The sequence below is a fragment of the Bacillus velezensis genome (genome assembly GCF_001461825.1).
In the GTDB taxonomy this organism is placed as follows: domain Bacteria; phylum Bacillota; class Bacilli; order Bacillales; family Bacillaceae; genus Bacillus; species Bacillus velezensis.
On sequence record NZ_LLZC01000012.1, the window covers coordinates 71,601 to 93,219 of the forward strand.

Annotated in this window: 21 protein-coding genes; 16 read left to right on the plus strand and 5 right to left on the minus strand. The window is 47.6% G+C overall.

All coding sequences use genetic code 11. The features are described 5' to 3' along the window. Positions 1-7: 7 nt before the first annotated feature. The gene (locus tag AR442_RS04565) at positions 8-1,312 is read right to left on the minus strand and encodes an NCS2 family permease (RefSeq protein WP_014418668.1); all 1,305 of its coding nucleotides are present in this window, start codon (positions 1,310-1,312) and stop codon (positions 8-10) included. 95 nt (positions 1,313-1,407) lie between these two features. Here AR442_RS04565 and pepV point away from each other — a divergent pair, with 95 nt between their 5' ends. Then, positions 1,408-2,799 (plus strand): dipeptidase PepV, encoded by a 1,392-nt coding sequence (gene pepV, locus AR442_RS04570; RefSeq protein ID WP_014418667.1) that lies wholly within the window; start codon positions 1,408-1,410, stop codon positions 2,797-2,799. Between the two features lie 37 nt (positions 2,800-2,836). Here the strand turns inward: pepV and cysK are convergent, their stop codons facing one another. Beyond that, positions 2,837-3,769, minus strand: coding sequence for a cysteine synthase A (cysK, locus tag AR442_RS04575; RefSeq protein WP_007408789.1), 933 nt, complete (start codon positions 3,767-3,769; stop codon positions 2,837-2,839). Positions 3,770-3,897: 128 nt separating this feature from the next. Here cysK and thpR point away from each other — a divergent pair, with 128 nt between their 5' ends. From thpR to AR442_RS04595, 4 genes are all read left to right on the plus strand, one after another. Beyond that, the gene (gene thpR, locus AR442_RS04580; RefSeq protein ID WP_014418666.1) at positions 3,898-4,449 is read left to right on the plus strand and encodes an RNA 2',3'-cyclic phosphodiesterase; all 552 of its coding nucleotides are present in this window, start codon (positions 3,898-3,900) and stop codon (positions 4,447-4,449) included. 26 nt (positions 4,450-4,475) lie between these two features. Then, positions 4,476-5,408, plus strand: a complete 933-nt coding sequence (locus AR442_RS04585) for a hypothetical protein (protein WP_014418665.1) — start codon at positions 4,476-4,478, stop codon at positions 5,406-5,408. Positions 5,409-5,460: 52 nt separating this feature from the next. Continuing rightward, complete coding sequence (locus tag AR442_RS04590; protein ID WP_007408786.1) at positions 5,461-6,390, plus strand: YegS/Rv2252/BmrU family lipid kinase; 930 nt, start codon at positions 5,461-5,463, stop codon at positions 6,388-6,390. Between the two features lie 270 nt (positions 6,391-6,660). After that, on the plus strand, positions 6,661-7,458 hold the full coding sequence (locus AR442_RS04595; protein WP_003152355.1) for a phosphotransferase family protein: 798 nt from the start codon (positions 6,661-6,663) through the stop codon (positions 7,456-7,458). On the opposite strand, the gene AR442_RS04600 is transcribed toward AR442_RS04595, so the two are convergent. After that, complete coding sequence (locus tag AR442_RS04600) at positions 7,459-7,737, minus strand: YtzH-like family protein (protein ID WP_003152357.1); 279 nt, start codon at positions 7,735-7,737, stop codon at positions 7,459-7,461. Positions 7,738-7,922: 185 nt separating this feature from the next. On the opposite strand from AR442_RS04600, the gene trmB reads away from it, so the two are divergent. The 3 genes from trmB to AR442_RS04615 all read left to right on the plus strand — a co-directional run bounded on the left by trmB (position 7,923) and on the right by AR442_RS04615 (position 11,256). After that, on the plus strand, positions 7,923-8,576 hold the full coding sequence (trmB, locus tag AR442_RS04605; RefSeq protein ID WP_003152359.1) for a tRNA (guanosine(46)-N7)-methyltransferase TrmB: 654 nt from the start codon (positions 7,923-7,925) through the stop codon (positions 8,574-8,576). Between the two features lie 58 nt (positions 8,577-8,634). Beyond that, positions 8,635-9,480, plus strand: a complete 846-nt coding sequence (locus AR442_RS04610) for a YtnP family quorum-quenching lactonase (RefSeq protein ID WP_032863531.1) — start codon at positions 8,635-8,637, stop codon at positions 9,478-9,480. A 78-nt stretch (positions 9,481-9,558) separates the two neighbouring features. Continuing rightward, on the plus strand, positions 9,559-11,256 hold the full coding sequence (locus AR442_RS04615; protein WP_007408782.1) for an NAD-dependent malic enzyme: 1,698 nt from the start codon (positions 9,559-9,561) through the stop codon (positions 11,254-11,256). Positions 11,257-11,311: 55 nt separating this feature from the next. On the opposite strand, the gene AR442_RS04620 is transcribed toward AR442_RS04615, so the two are convergent. Continuing rightward, entirely contained in the window at positions 11,312-11,629 is a 318-nt protein-coding gene (locus tag AR442_RS04620; protein WP_003152366.1) for a PepSY domain-containing protein, read from the minus strand. A gap of 158 nt (positions 11,630-11,787) precedes the next feature. On the opposite strand from AR442_RS04620, the gene AR442_RS04625 reads away from it, so the two are divergent. From AR442_RS04625 to AR442_RS04635, 3 genes are all read left to right on the plus strand, one after another. Continuing rightward, positions 11,788-12,861: a M42 family metallopeptidase gene (locus tag AR442_RS04625; protein ID WP_014418662.1), complete on the plus strand. Its 1,074-nt coding sequence runs from the start codon at positions 11,788-11,790 to the stop codon at positions 12,859-12,861. Between the two features lie 188 nt (positions 12,862-13,049). After that, positions 13,050-13,631 (plus strand): CGNR zinc finger domain-containing protein, encoded by a 582-nt coding sequence (locus tag AR442_RS04630; protein ID WP_014418661.1) that lies wholly within the window; start codon positions 13,050-13,052, stop codon positions 13,629-13,631. A 401-nt stretch (positions 13,632-14,032) separates the two neighbouring features. Continuing rightward, positions 14,033-14,521, plus strand: coding sequence for an HPP family protein (locus AR442_RS04635; protein ID WP_026092269.1), 489 nt, complete (start codon positions 14,033-14,035; stop codon positions 14,519-14,521). Between the two features lie 230 nt (positions 14,522-14,751). Here AR442_RS04635 and AR442_RS04640 read toward each other — a convergent pair whose 3' ends face one another. Continuing rightward, the gene (locus AR442_RS04640; RefSeq protein ID WP_053284954.1) at positions 14,752-15,198 is read right to left on the minus strand and encodes a YtoQ family protein; all 447 of its coding nucleotides are present in this window, start codon (positions 15,196-15,198) and stop codon (positions 14,752-14,754) included. Between the two features lie 196 nt (positions 15,199-15,394). On the opposite strand from AR442_RS04640, the gene AR442_RS04645 reads away from it, so the two are divergent. From AR442_RS04645 to murC, 5 genes are all read left to right on the plus strand, one after another. Next, positions 15,395-15,718 carry a thioredoxin family protein gene (locus AR442_RS04645; RefSeq protein WP_003152373.1) on the plus strand — a complete coding sequence of 108 codons (324 nt, stop codon included), beginning with the start codon at positions 15,395-15,397 and terminating at the stop codon, positions 15,716-15,718. A gap of 15 nt (positions 15,719-15,733) precedes the next feature. After that, the gene (locus AR442_RS04650; protein ID WP_021494468.1) at positions 15,734-16,543 is read left to right on the plus strand and encodes a DUF1444 domain-containing protein; all 810 of its coding nucleotides are present in this window, start codon (positions 15,734-15,736) and stop codon (positions 16,541-16,543) included. A gap of 14 nt (positions 16,544-16,557) precedes the next feature. Further along, the gene (gene ytpR, locus AR442_RS04655; RefSeq protein ID WP_022552814.1) at positions 16,558-17,163 is read left to right on the plus strand and encodes a YtpR family tRNA-binding protein; all 606 of its coding nucleotides are present in this window, start codon (positions 16,558-16,560) and stop codon (positions 17,161-17,163) included. A gap of 167 nt (positions 17,164-17,330) precedes the next feature. After that, positions 17,331-19,934: a DNA translocase FtsK gene (locus AR442_RS04660; RefSeq protein WP_053284953.1), complete on the plus strand. Its 2,604-nt coding sequence runs from the start codon at positions 17,331-17,333 to the stop codon at positions 19,932-19,934. A 240-nt stretch (positions 19,935-20,174) separates the two neighbouring features. Beyond that, complete coding sequence (gene murC / locus AR442_RS04665; protein ID WP_053284952.1) at positions 20,175-21,473, plus strand: UDP-N-acetylmuramate--L-alanine ligase; 1,299 nt, start codon at positions 20,175-20,177, stop codon at positions 21,471-21,473. Positions 21,474-21,619 lie beyond the last annotated feature (146 nt).

A 21,619-nucleotide genomic window follows, 5' to 3' on the forward strand; every position in this document is an offset into this window, starting at 1 on the left:
ATTTTTCTTAATGTCCGTTCAAAATAAAAAGCTGAATAAAAAACAGCACGGCGAAGATGATGACTAGAGGATGGATTTCGCGCCATTTTTTCTTAGCTGCTTTAACAAGCGGATATGAAATGAAGCCGAGTGCGATTCCGGTTGAAATACTGGACGTTAAAGGCATCGCCAAAATGACGAGAAAGGCCGGGAACGCTTCATCAAGCTCATTCCAGCGGATATTTGAGACTGCGCCCATCATCAGGCTGCCGACAATAATCAGAGCCGGTGACGTAATCGCGGACACTTCCGATAAGACGCTGACAAGCGGGCTGAAAAACATGGAAACGGCAAACATAACGGCTATCGTCAGCGCCGTCAGACCCGTTCTTCCGCCGGCCGCCACACCTGCTGAAGATTCAACGAACGCGGTCGTCGGGCTGGTGCCGAAGATGCTTCCCACCGTCGTAGCGGTCGAATCAGCCAAAAGCGCTCTTCTGGCATTCGGCAGCTGATTGTTTTTGATCAATCCCGCTTGTTCGGCGACACCGATCATGGTGCCGGTCGTGTCAAAAATCGTAACGAGAAGAAAAGAAAACACAACGGCGTACAGACCGTGATGCACGACATCCCCGAGGGCACCGAACGGATTTGTGATCAAAAGCCCCTCCGGCAGGTGCGGGAAGGACATGAATCCTTTCGCGAAATGGATCTGTCCGGTCAAAAAGGCAATGATAGCGGTCAGCGCCATTCCGATGAACAGAGCCCCGTTTACATTCAGCACCATCAGTACAATACTGATGATAAGTCCGATAAGCGTTAAAATGACGGCGGGCGAATGAAGATCGCCGAGTGCGACCAGATTAGATTTATCAGCGGTGATGATTCCGGATTGGCGTAAGCCGATAAAAGCGATAAATAAGCCGATGCCGGTCGTAATTCCGTATTTTAAATTGTCCGGAATCGCTTCTATAAGTTGTTTTCTTAAAGGCGTTAACGATAAAATAATAAAGATGACTCCCGCGATAAAAACGGCGCTGAAAGCCGTCTGATACGTAATGCCGCTGCCTGTGCCGACAACGTGAAAGGCGAGATACGCGTTTAAGCCCATGCCGGGGGCAATGGCGATCGGAAAATTCGCAGCGAGAGCCATCCATAAAGTTCCGACAATGGAAGCGATAATCGTCGCGGTGAACACCTGGTCAAACGGAATTCCCGCATTGGAAAGGATCACCGGATTGACGACAATGATATATACCATTGTGAAAAAGGTGGTCAATCCCGCGGTAATTTCTCTTTTTATTGTCGTTTGATGCTTGTCGAGATGAAACATAAGTACCTCCAATGACGAACATTTTTTCAAAACATCATCTATATTATTCGTTTTATCGACATTTTGCAAGTCTTTATCAAGAAAGGGGATTTGTGATGAACTGGGAAGTTGAAGTCATCAGAAACAAAGAAGATCTGATCCGTGACACGCAGAAGTTTTTGCAGATCAACAGCGTAATGGACGAAACAACAGCCGGTCCCGGCCGGCCGTTTGGAGAAGGCGTCAATGCCAGCCTGACGTCACTGCTGGAATTCGGTGAAAAAGAAGGCTTCACCGTAAAGAATCTTGACGGCTATGCGGGCCATATTGAATGGGGAACGGGTGACGAAATCGTCGGCGTTCTGTGCCACGTCGATGTCGTTCCGCCCGGAGACGGCTGGACGAGCGATCCGTTTTCAGCCGATATCAGGGACGGCCGGATATATGCCAGAGGCGCCATTGATGATAAAGGGCCGACAATGGCGGCGTTTTATGCGCTGAAAATCGTCAAAGACATGCAGCTTCCTTTATCCAAACGCGTGAGAATCATCATCGGAACGGATGAAGAAAGTGATTGGAGATGCGTGGATCACTACTTCAAACACGAAAAAATGCCTGACATCGGCTTTGCTCCTGACGCGGATTTTCCGATCATTAACGCGGAAAAAGGAATTATAGATGCGTCACTGCGCATTGCAAAAAGCGCTTCTGATAAAGACGCAAAAAACGGGCTTCTGTCCTTCCGTTCAGGACTGCGCTTGAACATGGTGCCGGATGCGGCTGAAGCGGTTATTGAAGGGAACGGTCTTGATGCCGTGCACGCATATTTCAGCAAATGGCTTGAGCAGTCAAAAACACAAGGTGAAGCAGTTTCGGAAAATGGAAAACTGACGCTTCGGGTATACGGAAAATCATGCCATGCGATGGAACCGGATAATGGTGTCAATGCCGGCTTAAAGCTTGCTGAATGCCTTAACGGAACGGAGCTGGATGGAGCCGGAAAGCACTTTGTCAAAACCGTCAGTGACTATTTTTCAAATGATACACGAGGCAAAAAACTGAAAATTGATTGCAGGGATGACATCAGCGGAGAGCTTACATTGAATGTCGGCACCTTTACATACAGAAAGGGTGAGGAAGGAGAACTCGGCATCAACATCCGTTATCCCGTCACTTCAGACAGCAAAGTCATCCGTGATGCTTTTACGTCTGCTGAAGAATTCAGGCTTGAAGAATTTAAAGACAGCAAACCGCACCACGTTTCTGCCGATCATCCGCTCGTAAAGACGCTTCAAAAGGTTTACGAAGGACAGACGGGAAAGAAAGCGGATCTGATTTCAATCGGCGGAGGAACGTATGCGAGATCCCTTTCGGCGGGCGTCGCGTTCGGGCCGCTGTTCCCCGGCCGGCCTGACAGCGCGCATCAAAAGGATGAGTACATTGAAATCGATGACCTTCTCCGGTCAACCGCTTTATACGCCGAAGCCATTTATGAGCTTGCCAAGTGATAATAAAAAGGGACGCCGAAAGCGGCATCCCTTTTTATCATTCAAATGACCATAAATCCGTTGATAAATAACGTTCCCCCGTATCGGCCGTCATACAGATGACGATCTGTTCGGAAGGGAGGCGTTTTGCGGTTTCAATGGCGGCGAAGCAGGCGGCGCCTGAAGACGGGCCGACGAGTATACCTTCTTCCCGGGCCAGACGACGTGTTGTCGTATAAGCATCTTCATCAGATATTTTCATGATTTCATCGTAAACGTCCTGATTCAGTATGCCGGGAATAAATCCGGGGCTTGTCCCGACAAGCTTATGAGCGCCGGGTTTTCCGCCAGACAGGACGGGAGATCCCGCGGGCTCGGCCACATGAACAATCATATCCGGGAAAAGCTCCTTCAGCGTTTCTCCGGTTCCGGTAATGGTTCCGCCCGTTCCCGCCGTTGCCACAAAAGCACCGAGCGGTCTGTTGAGCTGCTGAACGGCCTGATAGATTTCAATGGCGGTCGTTTTTCGGTGGGCATCTGGATTAGCGCCGTTATCGAATTGCATCGGGATAAAACTTCCCGGGATCTGTTCGGCGAGTTCTTTCGCTTTTTTGATGCTGCCGGGCATTCTTTCCGCCCCCGGTGTTAACACAACCTCCGCGCCGTACGCTTTCAGGAGGTTGATGCGTTCTTTCGTCATCGTGTCAGGCATGACGAGGATTGCCTTGTAGCCGCGCGCCGCCGCGTTCATCGCCAGGCCGATGCCTGTGTTGCCGCTTGTCGGTTCAATGATGACAGAGCCGGGTTTTAAATGCCCGCTGTTTTCCGCTTCAATGATCATATTGTAAGCCGCTCTGTCTTTGACACTGCCGCTCGGGTTAAACGATTCTAATTTTAAATAGACCTGTGCTGCATGTTCTGGCTGAAGGCGATTGAGCTTTACGATCGGTGTGCCGCCGATCAGCTCCGCCGTGCTGTTTACGATTTTCAAGGCCGGCTCATTCCTTTCTGTATAAAACGTTCAGTACATAATATCCTATCATAATGAGCGGACAGGGTTCTCCTCTCCGCTTATCCGTTTTATAATAACACCATAACCAAAGAGGGGGAGATCCTCGTATGAAAGCTTCATTGCCGCATTATTTTATCGGCATTCCGATTCCGGCTGACATTGCTGAACCGATTTGGGAAGCAGCCAAAAAGGAGCCGGCGTTATCATTCAAAAAATGGGTGCATCCGCATGACTATCATATTACGCTCATTTTTCTAGGAGCCGCGGATGAAGAACGGCTTGCGAAATTATCGTCTCTGCTCGCAGATGCAGCGTCGGCAGCGCAGCCGTTTACCGTACAGTTTCAGCATCTGGATATTTTCGGCGACCGCAGACAGCCGAGAGTGCTTCACCTTGAGCCCGAACGGAATGAACTGCTCTTTGATTTGCGGGAAAAAACAAAACAGGCTGTTTTGAAAGCCGGTTTTCAAGTGGAAAAACGGCCGTATCAACCTCATATGACGATGGCGCGGAAGTGGGCGGGAGACAGGCCGTTTCCTGACGATGTGCCGTTTGAAAGCGGCAGGGTGCAAAGTGCCGTCAGCCGGTTTTCCCTTTTTCAGACCCATCTTGACCGGTCGCCTAAATACGAAGAAATCGCACAGTTTCAATTGACATAAACAAATATTCGGAGTGGAGAAATCACATGGCACAGATCATCAAAATTCACGACTGCATATCCAGATATGAACTTGATCCATATCATTATATGAACCAGTTTATCCGGCTGAAGAAAGAACGCTGGGAGGCGCTTCTTGAAGCGTTTGACCGGATGACGGAAGAAAAAGAAACGGAAACGGCTGCAGGCGGGGAAACCGATCAAGCGCCGGCCAGGAAAAAATTTTCTTTAAAAAAGAGAAAAGAAGAAAATACGGCCGATATAAATGAAAAGAGGCACCAATGGTTTGATGAGCCGGAGGGAGAAGAGGCGCTGTTCGGGAATCTTCCGTCTCAAAAATCTGAGCTCGCGCCTTTTTTCAAAGATCAGCTGTATGACTTTCAATTAAAATGGGCGAGCTCCACGCTTTCTCAAAAGTCTGAGCTTTCGCAGGCGGTCAAAAGGGACAGGATGTTAAAAATGCTGGCTCAAAAGCTGCCCGATTCCTATTTTGTGATGTATCATCCGGTTCTCCAAATTCAGCAGGCGTCCGTCGAACTGAGTATGATCATCATCTCGCCGCTGGAGATTTTCTGCGCCGCTTTTATGGAAGCGGAAGAGGACAGCGTATATATCGGATCAAAACACCGTTTTTGGGAAGAAAGGGGCTCCGGCAGCACGCGCCAAGTATTGAATCCGTCTCTCAGCCTGCACCGGACAGGCTCGGTCGTTTCGCAAATCGTAAAAGAAAAGCAGGCCGACATTCCCGTGCGGAAGCTTTTGCTCAGCAGAACGTCTTATATTGATTACCCGGAGCCGCCGTACGGGCTGGAAATAGCTGATAAACGGACTGCCGCAGAGTGGGTGGAAAAGCAGCAGAAAAATACGGCGCCGATCAAGCACCACCAGCTGAAGGCGGCGAAGGCTCTTTTGTCTTACGGCTTGAGCGATTCAAGCCGGAGACAGGAATGGCTTGATTAAAACGGACGTTTGCCGGCTGTCTCTTCATCTATGAAGCAGGTGAAAACAAACGATGAGTCAATGGTTTTTTATTATTAATCCGGTCTCAGGAGGCGGGCGGGGCCGGCGTGTCTGGAAATCAGTTCAAAAAGAGCTGACCAGGCGCGGGGTCAGCCACCGCTCTTTTTTGACCGGGCATCCCGGACATGCGGAGGTGCTGGCGAGACAGATTTCAATGATGCAGGATCATAAGCTTAAGCGGCTGTTCGTCATCGGCGGTGACGGGACGATGCATGAAGTCATTAACGGACTGAAAGGAACGGATCAGATTGAGCTGACCTTTGTGCCTGCCGGTTCGTACAATGACTTTTCGAAAGGGCTCGGTATTAAGAAGTCGGCGCTTCTCCAAGAAATCAAAAGTCTGCACCGCCCGCTCACACGGAAATTTTTTGCGGGAAACATCAACTTTTTTCATGACAAAGCGCAATCACTTTATTTTATTAACCACCTGTCTGTCGGCTTCGATGCCTCAGTTTTGAAGGCAGCCGCGAATTTTCCGTTATCGCGCGTTCTTCGGTTTTTGCGTCTCGGTTTTGTGATTTACCCACTCGCGCATTTACATACGGCCTCGGGGTTTCAGCCGTTCAGATTTGTTTGCACGGCAGACGGCCAGAGGCGTGAATTCCGCAATGTCTGGTTTGTCATTGCGGCTAATCACCCTTATTACGGAGGCGGCATGAAAGCGGCGCCTTCAGCAAATCCCCGTCAAAACCATTTTGATATTGTCATCGCAGAAAACCTGTCCTTTTTCTCGCTGTATCGTTTTTTATGGGCGATGAGCTTCGGCCGGCATATCAAAATGGACGGAGTGACGATGATAAAGGGGAAGGAATTCGTTTTTGAAACAGATGGGAAAATTCCGTTTCACGCTGACGGCGAGCTGATCGGAACGACGCCGTTTCGGCTTATGCCGGGCGGTACGCCGCTGAAAATAAAAACATAATAAACAAATGAAACCCGTCACATGTTTCACGGCAAAGAGCGGTTCGCGGCATAAATCTTCAGAATTCACAGGTGTTCTTGCTAGTTTTGCTTGACGAAGTTTGTGCTGTAGCGCTAAAATTTATAGGACGGCTATTGATTAGCATATGAGACTCTCAATAGCTGTCTTTTTTATTCTCATGAAATTGTTTATGACAGGCCGCTCCGCCAATAGAGAAAGGCTGGAGGCCTATTCTAAAATATTTTAAGAAATGATGGGTTGAACATTGATATGAACTGGTTGGGACAATTACTAGGTAGCGATTGGGAGATCTTCCCCGCCGGAGGAGCTACAGGAGATGCATATTATGCGAAACATAACGGCCAACAGCTTTTTTTAAAACGTAATAGCTCGCCCTTTTTAGCCGTGTTATCCGCCGAAGGCATTGTTCCGAAGCTGGTTTGGACGAAACGGATGGAAAACGGGGACGTCATTACGGCTCAGCATTGGATGGCGGGCAGGGAGCTGAAGGCAAAGGATATGAGCGGACGCCCGGTGGCTGAGCTGCTCCGCAAAATCCACACATCAAAAGCTTTGCTCGACATGCTGAAAAGATTGGGAAAAGAACCGCTTGATCCGGGCGCCCTTTTGTCGCAGCTGAAGCAGGCCGTCTTTGCCGTGCGGCAATTTTCGCCGCTTATTCAGGAAGGCCTTGCTTATTTGGAAGCTCATGTGGATCAGGTGCAATTCGGTGAAAAAGTCGTTTGCCATTGTGATGTGAATCATAATAACTGGCTTCTGTCTGAAGACAACCAGCTGTATTTAATAGATTGGGACGGCGCCATGATAGCCGATCCGGCCATGGATCTCGGCCCTTTATTGTATCATTACGTCGAAGAGCCAGCGTGGGACAGCTGGCTTGGGATGTACGGCATGAAGCTCACGGAAGGGCTTCGGCTGCGGATGGCGTGGTACATGTTATCGGAGACCATCACCTTCATCGCCTGGCACAAATCAAAAGGAAACGACAAAGCGTATCATGATGCCATGGAAGAGCTTCATGCCCTGATGAAGCGGATTGTCAAGTAGTCAGGAGTACGAATCCATCTGCTCCACCCATTGGGACAAATGGTTTTGGTGCTCCTGAATATGCGTGTCGATGGAATCGGCCGTGATGCCGGACTGGCTGTAGCGGTAGACATCCTCGAGCACGTTTTTTATATTTGAATCAAGCCCGGTGTTGGCCATCAGTGATTTGATGACGCGCTCCAGCTGTTCATACTCGGCAACCGTGCCGCAGCAATCCAATTGATGGTCGGCCAATATGTCCTTTAATAACCGGACCTGATGTTCGCTTGTTAAGCCCATGATTCATATACACATCCTTTCTGTGTCATACATTGTGCAAAGCGGTGCGGTTTTATGCATCACATGAGTGTTCCGGACCGGGGAGCCTCTTTTTTTATGCAGCCGGCGCCTTTAAAAGGCGCTTGCGGCTCTTTATGTTTCATGATATGTTGTTACTCGAAATTATAGATAGAGGTGTCAATCATATGAGAATGCGCCATAAACCTTGGGCGAATGATTTTCTGGCAGAAAACGCTGACATCGCCATCAGTGATCCGGCCCAGTATAAAGGGCGGTGGAACACGGTCTTTGGCAATGACAACCCGATCCATATTGAAGTCGGTACGGGAAAAGGGCAGTTCATTTCAGGAATGGCCAAGCAGAATCCGGATATCAACTATATTGGGATTGAGCTGTTTAAAAGCGTCATCGTCACTGCCGTCCAAAAAGTTAAGGACAGCGGGGCTCACAATGTCCGTTTGTTAAATATAGACGCGGAAACACTGAATGACGTATTTGAACGGGGAGAAATCAAGCGCGTATATTTAAACTTTTCTGACCCGTGGCCGAAAAACCGTCACGAAAAGCGCCGTTTAACATTTAAAACGTTCTTGAAAAAATACGAAGAAGTGATGGGCGAAACAGGTGAGATTCATTTTAAAACCGATAACCGCGGTTTATTCGAATACTCTCTGAAAAGCTTTTCCGAATACGGCCTGCTTCTGACGGAAGTCAGCCTTGATCTGCACAACAGCGATCCGAAGGGCAATATTATGACAGAATACGAAGAAAAATTCTCCGCGCTCGGCCAGCCGATTTACCGGGCCGAAGTTGAATGGAGAACAAAAGACAGACTCTGATGCGGGAGTCTGTTTTTTTATGCCGCCATTTGCTACCATTACATCAGGAGGGATCAAGATGGAGACATTGAATATTGGGAATATTTCATTAACATGGCTGGACGGCGGTGTAACGCATATGGACGGCGGAGCGATGTTCGGCGTTGTCCCGAAGCCTTTATGGTCGAGAAAATACCCCGTAAATGACAAAAACCAGATTGAATTAAGAACAGACCCGATCCTCATCAGAACAAACGGCCTGAATATATTGGTTGACGCGGGTATCGGCAGAGGGAAATTCTCTGATAAACAAAAAAGGAATTACGGCGTAACACAGGAATCCAATCTGAAACAATCTCTTCGTGAACTCGGGCTTTCCTGTGAGGACATTCATATTGCCGCGATGACCCATCTTCATTTTGACCATGCAAGCGGCCTGACGGAGTACAGCGGAGAGGAGCTTGTCTCTGTTTTCCCGAATGCCCGCATTATCACTTCTGCGACAGAGTGGCGCGAAATGAGAAATCCTAATATCAGATCGAAAAATACATATTGGAGAGAAAATTGGGAGGCGGTACAAGATCAGGTCGAAACCTTTGAGAACGAGTATCAGCTGACAGAAGGCATTACGATGCACCACACCGGCGGCCACAGCGACGGCCACAGCGTTATCGTCTTAGAAGACGGAGGGGAGACGGCTGTGCATTTTGCCGACCTGATGCCGACGAACGCGCATAAAAATCCGTTATGGGTGCTGGCCTATGATGATTATCCGATGACCTCCATTCCGCAAAAGCAGAAATGGCAGACGTTCGCGGCAGAAAAAGACGCCTGGCTGATTTTCTATCACGACGCGATTTACAGAGCGGTAAAATGGGGCGAAGACGGCGAAGTGGCTGCATCTGTCAAACGGGAGAAAAAATAAGCGGATCGATGATTTACCTGTATGAATTTCGGGAATAAAAGCAAACCTAAGACAAATTGCTTTGAAAGGAAGAGACAGGTGAATCAATTTCAAGTGACGAAAGATGGAGAAATCAAAACAACTCTGCGCGGATTAGAAGTGCTTTCTACGCCTTTTTTAAATAAAGGGGTGGCCTTTACACAGGAGGAAAGAAAGGAACTCGGGCTCGAGGGATTTCTGCCGCCGAAAGTATTGACAATCGAAGAGCAGGCGAGGCGGGCCTACGAACAATTCAGTTCGCAGCCTGATGAGCTGAGCAAAAATGTCTACTTGACCGCTCTCCATGACCGGAATGAAACGTTATTTTACAGGCTGTTAAATGATCATTTAGGCGAAATGCTGCCGATCGTATATACGCCGACCGTCGGCACCGCGATCCAGCGTTACAGCCACGAGTACAGAAAACCCCGCGGTCTGTATTTGTCAATAGATGATCCTGAGGGAATGCGCGCCGCATTTCAGCAGTTCGGAAAAAATGAAAACATTGACTTAATCGTTGCCACAGATGCGGAGGGCATTCTGGGAATCGGTGACTGGGGCGTCGGCGGCATCGCCATTTCTGTCGGAAAACTCGCGGTGTATACGGCGGCGGCCGGAATTGATCCGTCACGAGTGCTTGCGGTCGTATTGGACGCGGGGACAAATCAGGAAAGCCTCTTAAATGACCCGCTTTACGTCGGAAACCAGCATTCAAGAGTACGCGGCGAGAAATATGACCGCTTTATTGATGAGTATGTCTCGCTTGCCCGGGAAACATTCCCGAATGCGCTGCTTCATTGGGAGGATTTCGGTACGGCTAACGCCCGCGGCATATTAAAACGGTATAAAGATAAAGTCTGTACGTTTAACGATGACATTCAAGGAACGGGCGCGGTATCGCTTGCAGCTGTTTTAGCGTGTGCGAAAGCATCAAAAGTGCCTTTAAAAGAGCATAAAGTCGTCGTCTTCGGCGCGGGAACGGCCGGGATCGGAATTGCTGAGCAACTGCGTGAAGCCATGGTGCATGACGGATTAAGCGAAGAAGAATCCTACAGCCATTTTTGGTGTATCGACAGAAACGGATTGTTAACGGATGATATGAAGGACTTGCGTGATTTTCAGGTTCCGTACGCTCGCCCTGCTGATGAAGTGAAAGAGTACGGCCGCAGCGGTGAAGGCGGATCAATTGATCTGGCGGAGACGGTGCGTCAGGCCAAGCCGACGATTCTGATCGGCACATCCACCGTATCAGGCGCATTTACGGAAGAAATCGTCAAAGAAATGGCCTCGCATGTCAAACGGCCCGCTATTTTGCCGATGTCAAACCCGACGACATTATCAGAAGCAAAACCTGAAGATTTAATTAAATGGACGGAAGGCCGCGCGCTTGTCACTACGGGAAGTCCATTCCCGCCTGTTGCGTATAACGGCGTTACCTACCATATCGGACAGGCGAATAACGCGCTCGTATTCCCGGGACTCGGGCTCGGAACGATTGTGACGAAAGCAAGGCTCATTACGGACAATATGTTCGTTGCCTGCGCGAATGCCATCGCCGGTATGGTGGACGTCGGCAAGCCCGGTGCGCCGATGCTTCCGAAAGTGGAGGATCTCAGGACGGTATCGGCAACCGTGGCGGTAGCCGTAGCGAAAGCAGCCATTCAGGACGGTGTAGCGGAAACGGAACCCGAGGATCTGATCCAAGCGGTGCAGGACGCGATGTGGCACCCCGTATATAAACGAATTCGGCCGATGTAACCGAATAAAGCCCAAAACGCTGATGGTTTTGGGCTTTATTTTTTGCTTGTCCGAATTATGAGGCGACAGAATCAATGACATCGACAATCTGGCCTGTTTTTGCATTGACCATAACTTCATATTGCTCCAGTTCGCCGAATGCCGAACGTGTCACGCCGGTTTTGTATACTTGGATGGTTTCTCCGTTTACCTGGTAGGGCTCGGGCTCTGTGTAAATCCATGATCCGTCTATCGGCCCGCGCTGTTTAAAAGCCGCTTTCACGATACGGAGCGCTTTTTCTGAAGAGATATAAGGTTTCATCGCATACTTTTTCACTGCGATGGCAGCGCATAATCCGACTCCTGCACCTAAGAGAAAATGACGTAATTTCAATATGAAGCACCTCCATTTATGTCGTAGTTTTTATTATACAGAAGATGCCAGACGGTGTTAAGTAAAGCGGCGGTTTTACAGCCCATTCAATCTGAGCGCTTGGAAAACGGTTGTTTTTCTAATAAAATAAAAGCATTACATAGAAATGAGGGGAAAATATGAATGAGGAAACGAAAACGCTTTTCCGGACGCTGACGCAGCTTCCCGGCGCACCGGGAAATGAACATCAGGTCCGCTCCTTTATGAAACGGGAGCTTGCGAAATATGCGGATGACATCGTGCAGGACAGACTCGGAAGTGTTTTCGGAGTAAGGCGCGGCGCTGAAGATGCGCCGACCGTTATGGTAGCCGGCCATATGGATGAAGTCGGGTTTATGGTAACGCAGATTACGGATAACGGCATGCTGAGATTTCAGACGCTAGGCGGCTGGTGGAGCCAGGTGCTGCTTGCCCAGCGCGTCGAGGTGCAGACGGATAACGGACCGATTATCGGCGTCATCTCAAGCATCCCGCCCCACATTTTAACAGATGCCCAGCGCGCAAAGCCGATGGAGATCAAAAATATGATGATTGATATCGGTGCCGATGACAGAGAGGACGCGGTCAAAATGGGGATCAGACCGGGACAGCAGGTCGTGCCGGTCTGCCCGTTCACCCCGATGGCCAACGAGAAGAAAATATTGTCCAAAGCGTGGGATAACCGCTACGGCTGCGGGTTAAGCATTGAATTATTAAAAGAGCTGCAAGGAAAAGACCTGCCGAACAATCTGTACGCCGGGGCCACCGTTCAGGAGGAAGTCGGCTTGAGAGGGGCGCAGACAGCGGCCAACATGATTCAGCCTGATCTCTTTTTCGCGCTTGATGCCAGCCCGGCAAATGATATGAGCGGCGATAAGGAGCTGTTCGGCCGTCTCGGCGAGGGGGTGCTGCTCCGCATTCTCGACAGAACGACGGTCATGCACCGCGGGATGAGAGAGTTCGTCCTTGATATGGCGGAAACGCACAATATCCCTTATCAATATTTCGCTTCAGGCGGGGGAACGGATGCCGGACGGGTCCACATATCAAACAGCGGGGTTCCGTCTGCCGTCATCGGCATTTGTTCAAGATACATTCATACAAATGCCGCTATCATCCATGTCGATGATTATGCCGCGGCGAAAGAAATGCTCATTAAGCTGGTCATGGCGAGTGACAAACAGACGGTCGAAACGATCAGAGAAAATGTGTAAAAAAATAAGCAGTCAATAAGTCCTTTTGAATACTTATTGACTGCTGTTTTTACATGATGCCAGGTAACACATATTGCTTCTCAATATTATTATCAAAATTGTTCCAATTCAAGCATTGAGATGAGTAGCGATTTCACAAAGTCGAGTGACATTTTCATTTTTTATTTGTTCTGCAAGGAGGTATGTTTATGACAAAAAAGACAAACATAAAATTTCCTCTTGTCTCTAACTATCTTCCTCTTGATCTGATTAATACTGAGGTGGTGAGTTACGGTAAACGTCATAATTTAATAAAGTCAAAAGAGGATCTTTTGGAATGGTTAAGGTTAATGGGGAAAGGAACCCCTTTTTTCAGTCAATTAACTTTAAAAAATGCACAAGATGAATTGTCCGCTGTGATGGTTGAGAAAATACTAAAGTTTCGATCAATACTAAGAGAAAATTTCGAGAAAATTGCAGATGGTGAAGAACCTGGAGAATCTTTTATCACTTTTTTAGAAAAAAAGATTGAATCGGCTCCATTTTCATATAAGATTCTCGATGCTAAACTTGCCCGTATTCCGATTGGGAAAATTGATGATGCAATTATATCGCTCATCGCTTATGAAGGTTTATCGCTTATATATACAAAAAAGATCAAGTTAATGAAGCGATGTGCTAATGAAGAATGTGTCTTATTATTCCTTGATAACACCGGAAGAAGAAAATGGTGTTCAATGAAGATATGCGGCAACAGAGAAAAGGTTTCCCGTCACCTTAAGAAAACATAAAACGAATTTCCTCTATTACATTGTGGTCGGAATAAATCTTGCACTTTATTTTAATGTCGAATCATCATATATAAATAAAAATTAATGAACAGCCTTATCTCATATTTTTTTGAGTAAGGCTGTTTGTCTTTTTTGAAAACAATTCATAAGAAAAACAAAAATATGATTTCATAAAACAACTCATTCGCAGCTAAAACCAAATGAACGTTTAAAGGATCACTTTTGAAGAGAAGAATGATCCATGAAGAGGGATGGATTGTAACCTTTAAATTATAACCTCTAAAAATGTTATTTACAGGTTAGTTAAGTTGATTTAAACTTAGTGAAAAGGAGGGGTTATATTGAAGATTGAGCAAACAGCAGAAAATCCACAAAGTAAAAAAGGATATTATTTCAAAAAAATGAAAGGAGGAGGAAAAAGTCCTTTAAAAGTAAATGTTAAAGATGCTTCAACAGGCTTATTAGGTGGTTTTATAACAATTTTAATCTTGTCATTGATAACCTATAAAACTGGATCTCTGTGGCTGATGGCGCCTTTTGGGGCAAGTTGTGTACTGGCTTTCGGAGCGTGGAATGCCCCTTTATCACAACCTAGAAATATTATTGGCGGACACTTCATCTCGACATTGACTGGACTTGTTATATATAATCTTCTTGGTTCTCATCCCTGGACATTGGCTTTAGGAGTGGGGCTAGCTATATTTTTTATGGCGGTTACAAAGACTACTCATCCACCTGCTGGAGCGGACCCTATTGTAGTTATTCAAGGGGCGTATGCTTGGAGCTATTTAGCTTTTCCGGTTTTTGTGGGATCTGTAATTATTGTTGCGGCAGCAGTTATTATTAATAACTTGCGAAATAATCGGCAGTATCCCACTTTTTGGTTTTAATCAATTTTGGCGATACGCATATGTATCCGTTATTGCGCAGATTTCGCTCTCCTTCCTTACATATAAAGAAAATAGTTTGAGGTTGAATAAAATCATTTATGAATGAAGTGGGTGTGGGAATCATTGATTGCGGACAAATTCTTTTGGGTTTCGAGAAAAGAGTCTGAATAGTAAGATTTGATACCATTCTATTGTAAATAGGTAAGCAGGACCGCATAAAGGCGGCCTGCTTATTCTGTTTCAAATAAATAAGAGAGTGCTTTCATCGCTTGATTGACGGTTTCGACCGTGATATTGGCTTTTCCGGAAAGCTCTTTCAGCGGATGATGAAGTTCTTTCGGACGGATGAGGATGAGCGGCTTTCCTTTTGCGATGGCATAAGAAGCATCCATCGCGGTATTCCACTGTTTATATTTCTCGCCAAACAGGGCGATCACAAAATCGGCTTTTTCCATCAGCACCTCTGTACGGAAATTGTTGATATCGGAAGCTCTGGCGTCTTTTAAAACAGAATCGGGCTGCACGCCCATAATCTCTTCTCCGATATTGTCTGAGCGTTCATGGTTTTCCATCGGGCCGACAAACGTAATCGGCAGGTCCAGCGCCGTTGCTTTTTGTTTGATCTCATCCCGCCAATCACTGTGGATTTCACCCGCTAAATACACGACAAGCTGCATCTTTTGCCCCTCCTTATGTACATATTCAGATTTTCGTACGGCTACAAGCAAAATGGTAAACGAAACTTGCTTGATAATGCAAATGAAATATGATAATGATATTGCATATAATTGGTCTTGCCGTAAACAGTCTGGTATGATCCAATTGGACAAACATCAGCATATAAAAACTCATAATCCAGATGGAGGAATAACAATGAAAAAGATTGAAAGCACGGAAGAATTGCAAAAAGCGGTACAAGACGATTGGGCGGTATTTATGTTTTCAGCGGATTGGTGCCCGGACTGCCGCTTTGTGGAGCCGTTTCTCCCTGAGCTGGAAGCGGACTTTCCTGAATTCACTTATTACTACGTAGACCGCGATCAATTTATTGATACATGCGCGGAATGGGAAATTTACGGCATTCCGAGCTTTGTTGTGTTTAACGGAGGAAAAGAAGTGAACCGCTTCGTCAGCAAAGACCGTAAAACAAAAGAAGAAATTGAGCAATTTTTAACCGATTCCCTTGCTAAAGCATAAAGGAGGCCACGGGCTTTGAAAATGACGTCAAGGAAGCTGGCGGATTTATTAAAACAGCGCCTGCAGCACGAGAACCGATCCTTCTTTTTTGACAGAGAAAAAGACACCCTACGTGTTGAGGATCAAACGACCAAAAAAGGCATCACATTGGAGCTCCCGCCGATCATTGCGAAGTGGGAGACGAAAAAAGAAGAAGCGATCGACGAAATTGTCTACTATGTGTCAGAAGCGATGGACGCGATGGAAGGCAGCGGACAGGAGATGTCCGGAAAGGAAGCCGGAATCTATCCGGTCATCCGCTCCACATCATTTCCCGATCAAACGAGCGACGGCATTCCGCTCGTGTATGATGACCATACGGCCGAAACGAGAATCTACTACGCGCTTGACCTCGGTAAGACGTACCGCTTAATTGACAGCCGTATGCTCGAGAAAGAAAACTGGACAAAAGAACGGATCAGGGAGACGGCGTCATTCAATCTCCGCTCTCTTCCTTCGGTTGTGAAACAGGATACGGTTGCGGACAATTATTTTTATTTTTTCAGGGCGAATGACGGCTATGACGCCAGCCGGATTCTCAATGATTCGATTCTTCATGAATACAAGCAGGCCGCTGAAGGCGAATTGGCGATTTCCGTCCCGCATCAGGATGTATTAATACTTGCTGACATTCGAAATGAATCGGGTTATGATATTTTAGGGCAAATGTCCATGAGCTTCTTTGCAAGCGGCACGGTGCCGATTACGGCCCTTTCATTTCTGTATAATGAAGGCAGACTGGAACCTGTGTTTATCATGGCGAAAAGCCGGCCGAAAAAGGATTAGAAAGGATTTTTCTTATGAACGCTTTTTACAATAAAGAAGGTGTGGGAGATACGCTTCTGATCTCTCTTAAAGATGCGGCACGCGAAGAAATCGCCTATGAAAGAGAAGGCGATGTCATCAGAATTTTTAACAAAGAAACAAAAGAAACGACGGGCTTTAACATTTTTAACGTGTCTTCTTACTTACAGATTGAGGACAACGGCCCCGTCGCTTTGTCTGAGACATTCGTTCAGGATGTGAATGAAATACTGAACAGAAACGGCGTTTCAGAAACGCTGACGGTTGACCTTTCTCCGAAATTTGTTGTCGGTCACGTTGAATCGAAAGAAAAACATCCGAATGCGGATAAACTGAATATCTGCCAAGTGAATGTGGGAGAGGAAACCCTTCAAATCGTTTGCGGCGCGCCGAATGTGGACAAAGGACAAAAAGTCGTCGTCGCTAAAGTCGGCGCGGTAATGCCGAGCGGACTTGTGATTAAAGACGCTGAATTAAGAGGCGTTCCGTCAAGCGGCATGATCTGCTCCGCGAAAGAACTCGCTTTGCCGGATGCGCCGGCGGAAAAAGGGATTCTTGTTCTTGAAGACAGCCGCGAGGCCGGCGAAGCATTTCAATTCTAACTCCCATAAATAAGCGCACAGAATCGAATGATGTGAGAGAAAGCCGTTAAGCAGGCCTGCTTAACGGCTTTCTTCAGTTAGAAGCTTAATCTTTTCTGAGCCGCCCGGCAATGGTATACTAAATATCGTCCCAGACTACTAAAAAGGGAGTTAGAGAGTGATTAAACATGAGTTGGCTGAATAAATTTTTTGACTTATTTTTAGGTGAAAAAGAAGAAGAGCATGAAAGTGAACCGAACACGCATGCCCAAATCCCGAAACAGCAGATACCGGATCAGCCAGAAGGCAAATTAACGCGCATGGAAGATCCTAAAATATATTACGAATATCCGAAAGGGAATTTCCGCTTCCCCGTCGTTCCGGACGGCTATAAGCGAACGGAGCAAAACCAAAGACAGCGGGAAAGGCACGAACGCCGCCAGCCGTCCCGGGGTTATGCCGCCGGGCAGGAGCAAACCGAGCGGAAACAGCATACACATAAAGAGCCTGATACGGTGAAAAAGCCCTTTAAACCGTCATCGATTCCTTCACCGGTTTACGGCTTTCAATCTCAGCACAGCATAAAAAAAGCGCCTATTTCCGAAAAGCGGCGTGAAGAGAACGTAACATTGCTGTCAGAGGAGCAATTTGTTCCGCCAAAAGCCGGTCAGGAAACGGAAAAAGAGCCCGTCTTCACAACATCCGGCATAACAAAACAGACGAATGACCGGCCAGAACCGTTTGCGAAACAAGAAACGGAAGAAATCCAAGCTGCTAAAAAAGAGGAGCTTCACACCGAGGGTGAGAATGCAAAAGAGCAAGTGTTTGCAGCAGCAGAACCGCAGCAGACTGAAGAGCGGGAGCACACGGAAAGCGCGGAGTCTGCCGGCTTTACAGAAAAACAGGAGCATGAACAAACCCGCCCGCAGCCTATAATAGAGCCTGAGTATGAAGCATCCCGAACGGCTGACAACACAGAGGAACAAGCGGCGCCGCAGGAGGAATATCAAGAGCCTGAGCCGGAAAAAGCACCGCCTTTTGAAACCGCAGAAGAACCGGTGTATACATACACAGAACCCGGATACGATGAGGAAGTTCAGCCGCAGTCTGAAGACAAGCCCGAATCAGGTGAAACCGACGCGAAACAGGAAGCAGATGCTCAGCCTGAGTACAATGAAGCCGAGCGGCATTCAGATTCCGAGCCTGAACCTGCAAGCATCGAGACGGCCGATGCCCCGTCCCGGCCTGCCGAAGAAAAAACGGAGCATCGCGGAGAGCCTCAGCCTATGAAAAAAGCGGAGCGGCCGAAAGAGCGCAATGTTCCGTTTAACGTCATGATGCTTAAAAGCGATAAACACAAGCAGACGAAGACGCCGGAGGGCGGAGCGAGCTATGTCTTTCCGAATCTGTCGCTTCTGGACGTACCGCCGGCGCAAAGACATGACGACCAATCGTGGATTGAAGAACAGCGCGAGCTTTTAAACGTTACGCTGAAAAACTTTAATGTGCGCGCCCAAGTCGTTCATGTCACACAAGGCCCGTCCGTCACACGTTTTGAAGTGCATCCTGAGCCCGGAGTGAAAGTAAACAAAATTACAAACTTAGCAGATGATATTAAACTGAGCCTGTCTGCCAAGGATATTCGGATTGAGGCGCCGATCCCCGGTAAAAACACGATCGGCATTGAAGTTCCGAACCGCGTAAGCAAAGTCGTCGATTTACGGCAGATGATCAGAAGCGCCGCTTTCAGGACGAATCCGTCTCCGCTTACAGCCGCGCTCGGTGTCGATATTTCCGGAAACCCGGTCGTCATTGATTTGAAAAAGATGCCGCACGGGTTGATAGCTGGTGCGACAGGGTCGGGAAAAAGCGTCTGCATCAATACCATTTTGGTCAGTCTGCTTTATAAGGCGGATCCGAGTGATGTCAAAATGCTTCTGATTGATCCGAAAATGGTCGAGCTTGCGCCTTATAACCAAATTCCGCATTTGGTCAGCCCCGTCATCACGGACGCCAAAGCCGCGACCGCCGCGTTAAAATGGGTTGTGGAAGAGATGGAACGGCGATATGAACTGTTTGCCCATTCGGGTGTGAGAGATATCGGCCGCTTTAATGAATTAACCGCCGATCATAAGACAGGCGAAAAGCTCCCGTACCTCGTAGTGGTTATTGATGAGCTTGCCGATTTAATGATGGTCGCGCCGAACGATGTGGAAGAAAGCATTGCCAGAATCGCGCAGAAAGCGAGAGCCTGCGGCATTCATCTGCTTGTCGCGACACAGCGTCCGTCTGTCGATGTCATTACCGGAATGATCAAGGCAAACATACCGACGAGGATTGCATTCTCCGTCTCAAGCCAGGTAGATTCCAGAACGATCATCGACATGGCGGGAGCGGAAAAGCTCCTCGGAAAAGGCGACATGCTGTACTGGGAAAACGGTACCGGAAAACCGGTGCGCCTGCAGGGCAACTTTGTATCCGACAGAGAAATTGACCGCGTCGTCTCTCATGTCAGAAAGCAGCTGCCGCCTTCTTATTTGTTTGAACAGGAAGAACTGATCAGGCAGGGAACCGCCCTCAAGGAAGAAGACGAACTGTTTCCTGAGGCGTGCCAATTCGTCGTGGAGCAAAACAGCGCCAGCACCTCAAGCCTTCAAAGAAGGTTCAGAATCGGTTATAACCGCGCCGCGAGGCTGATTGACATGATGGAAGCCGAAGGTATGATCTCAGAAGCGAAGGGCAGCAAACCCCGTGAAGTGCTGATTACGGCCGCTGACATTGCTCAAGAATAAGAATATCGTTCATTTTTCTCACAAACATGGTATGATAGTGGATGGACCATCAAAACTGCATCACTGTCACGCGCTGAAATATCATGCGGCAGGTTTAATCAAAAAGAAAGTTACAGATACTGACGATAACGTAAAAATAAATGGAAGCGCCGCTGTGCGGGCTTTTCGCCCGCGGCGGTCGCAAAATGAAATGAGCGTCATATACTGGGGAACAGATAGACGTTTGTTGGAGGTACGATTATGACTGTTTATCATTTTGTTGGAATAAAAGGGACAGGTATGAGCCCGCTTGCTCAAATCCTGCATGATACAGGGTATCAGGTGCAGGGATCGGATATCGAGAAGCAGATTTTCACTCAGGCTGCCCTTGAAAAAAGAAATATCCCGATCTATCCGTTCAGCGCCGATAACATCAAACCCGGCTTAACGGTAATCGCCGGAAACGCATTCCCTGATTCTCATCCGGAAATCGCAAAGGCGCTCGCTGAAGGGATTCCTGTCATCAGATATCATAAATTTTTAGCTGAATATATGAAAAAATATACAAGTGTCGCGGTAACGGGCGCACACGGCAAGACGTCCACAACGGGCCTCTTGGCACACGTGATGCAGCAGGCGAAGCCGACTTCGTTTCTTATCGGGGACGGGACGGGCAGAGGAAATGAAAGCAGCGAATACTTTGTATTTGAAGCCTGCGAGTACCGCCGTCATTTCTTAAGCTATCAGCCTGATTATGCGATTATGACGAATATTGATTTTGACCACCCTGATTATTTCGCCAACATTGACGATGTGTTTGATGCTTTCCAAAACATGGCGCTTCAAGTCAACAAAGGCATCATTGCCTGCGGTGATGACGAGTACCTGCCGAAAATTCACGCCAATGTGCCTGTCGTGTATTACGGCACGGGAGAAGAAAACGATTTTCAAGCGAGAAACATCGTAAAAAATACGGAAGGCACGACATTTGACGTCTTTGTCCGCAATACGTTTTACGATACGTTCTACATCCCGGCATACGGCCATCACAATGTCCTCAATTCCTTAGCGGTCATTGCGCTCTGCCACTATGAAGAGATAGACGTGAACATGATTAAGCTCGGACTTGAATCATTCGGCGGCGTCAAACGCAGATTCAATGAAAAAGTGATCGGCAGCCAGGTACTGATCGACGACTACGCCCACCATCCGACTGAAATCAAAGTCACGATTGAGGCGGCGCGCCAAAAATATCCCGAACGTGAAATCATCGCGGTATTTCAGCCGCATACGTTTACACGGACGCAATCATTCCTGGATGAATTCGCAGAAAGCTTAAGCGCGTCCGACCGCGTGTATCTGTGTGACATTTTCGGCTCTGCCCGCGAGAACGTCGGCAAGCTCACGATCACGGATCTTCAGGAAAAAATCGATAACGCAGAACTCATCGAAGAAAATGACACATCCGTGTTAAAAGCGCATGAAGACGCAGTGCTGATCTTCATGGGCGCCGGAGACATTCAAAAATATATGAGAGCCTATGAAAACGTCATAGCGTAACGAAAAAGCAGTGGGGCTCTCACTGCTTTTTTGTGCGTGCTGCAAAGGGATTTACCGAGAAACGGAGAAATAGTATACATACAGATCTTTCATATATGTTTATCATTTTAAGAATTGGGTATATACCACTATATCCTGCATTAAGG

Excerpts from the sequence above, each read along its gene's own strand:
- pepV (WP_014418667.1), top strand. The coding sequence starts at position 1,408 with ATGAACTGGGAAGTTGAAGTCATCAGAAACAAAGAAGATCTGATCCGT.
- trmB (WP_003152359.1), top strand. The coding sequence starts at position 7,923 with ATGAGAATGCGCCATAAACCTTGGGCGAATGATTTTCTGGCAGAAAAC.
- AR442_RS04585 (WP_014418665.1), top strand. The coding sequence starts at position 4,476 with ATGGCACAGATCATCAAAATTCACGACTGCATATCCAGATATGAACTT.
- AR442_RS04595 (WP_003152355.1), top strand. The coding sequence starts at position 6,661 with ATGAACTGGTTGGGACAATTACTAGGTAGCGATTGGGAGATCTTCCCC.
- thpR (WP_014418666.1), top strand. The coding sequence starts at position 3,898 with ATGAAAGCTTCATTGCCGCATTATTTTATCGGCATTCCGATTCCGGCT.
- AR442_RS04630 (WP_014418661.1), top strand. The coding sequence starts at position 13,050 with ATGACAAAAAAGACAAACATAAAATTTCCTCTTGTCTCTAACTATCTT.
- AR442_RS04610 (WP_032863531.1), top strand. The coding sequence starts at position 8,635 with ATGGAGACATTGAATATTGGGAATATTTCATTAACATGGCTGGACGGC.
- murC (WP_053284952.1), top strand. The coding sequence starts at position 20,175 with ATGACTGTTTATCATTTTGTTGGAATAAAAGGGACAGGTATGAGCCCG.
- AR442_RS04635 (WP_026092269.1), top strand. The coding sequence starts at position 14,033 with ATGAAAGGAGGAGGAAAAAGTCCTTTAAAAGTAAATGTTAAAGATGCT.
- AR442_RS04640 (WP_053284954.1), bottom strand. The coding sequence starts at position 15,198 with ATGCAGCTTGTCGTGTATTTAGCGGGTGAAATCCACAGTGATTGGCGG.
- AR442_RS04645 (WP_003152373.1), top strand. The coding sequence starts at position 15,395 with ATGAAAAAGATTGAAAGCACGGAAGAATTGCAAAAAGCGGTACAAGAC.
- AR442_RS04565 (WP_014418668.1), bottom strand. The coding sequence starts at position 1,312 with ATGTTTCATCTCGACAAGCATCAAACGACAATAAAAAGAGAAATTACC.
- AR442_RS04625 (WP_014418662.1), top strand. The coding sequence starts at position 11,788 with ATGAATGAGGAAACGAAAACGCTTTTCCGGACGCTGACGCAGCTTCCC.
- ytpR (WP_022552814.1), top strand. The coding sequence starts at position 16,558 with ATGAACGCTTTTTACAATAAAGAAGGTGTGGGAGATACGCTTCTGATC.
- AR442_RS04600 (WP_003152357.1), bottom strand. The coding sequence starts at position 7,737 with ATGGGCTTAACAAGCGAACATCAGGTCCGGTTATTAAAGGACATATTG.
- AR442_RS04590 (WP_007408786.1), top strand. The coding sequence starts at position 5,461 with ATGAGTCAATGGTTTTTTATTATTAATCCGGTCTCAGGAGGCGGGCGG.
- AR442_RS04660 (WP_053284953.1), top strand. The coding sequence starts at position 17,331 with ATGAGTTGGCTGAATAAATTTTTTGACTTATTTTTAGGTGAAAAAGAA.